The organism is Psychrobacter sp. 1U2, from assembly GCF_051847575.1.
Map to the genome: position 1 here is coordinate 1 of NZ_JBPYDC010000277.1, position 1,272 is coordinate 1,272.

The window sequence follows — 1,272 nt, forward strand, 5'->3', positions numbered from 1 at the left end:
TAATATACGCTACGCGCGCGCTGAAAACGTCAAAGCCTCATCAACCTTGATTGCCGCTGATCAGATCGTTCATGAATTAACACAGCTTGGACTGATCGCAAACGATACTGCTGAGGATCGTCGTCGTTATGCGCACGAATGGACTTATCTTGTACATAACGACAGTACAGCTGTTGATAATGTGGCACGCGTACTGGCTGAGGAGCGTGGGTTTCCTCAAGCTATGGCTGGTGTCAATCGCAGTATTCGTGAAGCCACTTTAGCAAATTTGGCGTCTAACACAATATAATATATCACTCCAACTCACACAGGTAAGAAAATACAAAAAAGGAGCAGATGACCAAATACTGGTTGTCTGCTCCTTTTTCTATCCTGCTATATAACTACTAATAATGAATACAGGCTATCTTACTTATCAATTGATTGACCTTATGATACTTGGCTTTCATTTCCAGCCATCTTCTCTGTATCAACCGCATCTTCTATCGTTACTAGTGTCTGTAGTAAGTCGATTGCTTCGTTGATAGTATTGCACACCACCAAACGATCGAGATCTTGCTGCTTCATAAAGCCTTGCTCAGTGGTATATTTTAAATGCTCAATCATACGATCATAAAAGCCATTAATATTGAGAATAATCATCGGTTTTTCGTGCTGATACAGCTGACGCCATGTGGCAATCTCCATTATCTCTTCTAATGTCCCAAGCCCGCCTGGCAACGTAATAAAAGCGTCTGCGTACTCTGCCATGACCGTTTTACGTGTGTGCATCGTATCAGTCAGATGCAGCCGTGTTAGCTGGTCATGCGCAATTTCATGTTTGAGCATAAACGTTGGAATCACACCGACAGCTTGTGCCCCGCCTTTGATAACTTCGTCAGCCACTGAGCCCATAAGACCAATACTGGCACCACCATATACCAAGCCCATACCGTTTTTTGCCAAGGCTTGTCCCAACTCACGTGCTGCTTGCTCATAAATATCACTATTGCCCAAACGCGAACCGCAATAGACTGCGACCAATGGCATAGTCAACGCTGATTTATCTACTGCCTTTTCAATATGTGCAATATCTTGGCTGGTCAATACTTCATAAGTGTCATTGTTAATTTTCATTTGCATAAAGCGCCCCTAATTTTGTATGGATTATCATTTGTGTGTATGACTATATTAAACTGTTTTAATAATTGTGTGCTTTGAACAAATACATTGCTCGCAGCTGATACCAAGTGTGTTTATTTTTCATTGTAGATAGAGTGTTGTCGATGCTCT

The 1,272-nt window shown here is 42.0% G+C and carries 1 protein-coding gene and 1 pseudogene; one reads left to right on the plus strand and one right to left on the minus strand.

Annotated features, from left to right (window positions below; all coding sequences use genetic code 11):
• Positions 1–289, plus strand: a pseudogene (locus tag ACS8FD_RS15130) (FAD-dependent oxidoreductase); the annotation flags it as partial.
• 140 nt (positions 290–429) lie between these two features.
• Here ACS8FD_RS15130 and ACS8FD_RS15135 read toward each other — a convergent pair.
• Complete coding sequence (locus ACS8FD_RS15135) at positions 430–1,122, minus strand: LOG family protein (protein WP_439263511.1); 693 nt, start codon at positions 1,120–1,122, stop codon at positions 430–432.
• Positions 1,123–1,272 lie beyond the last annotated feature (150 nt).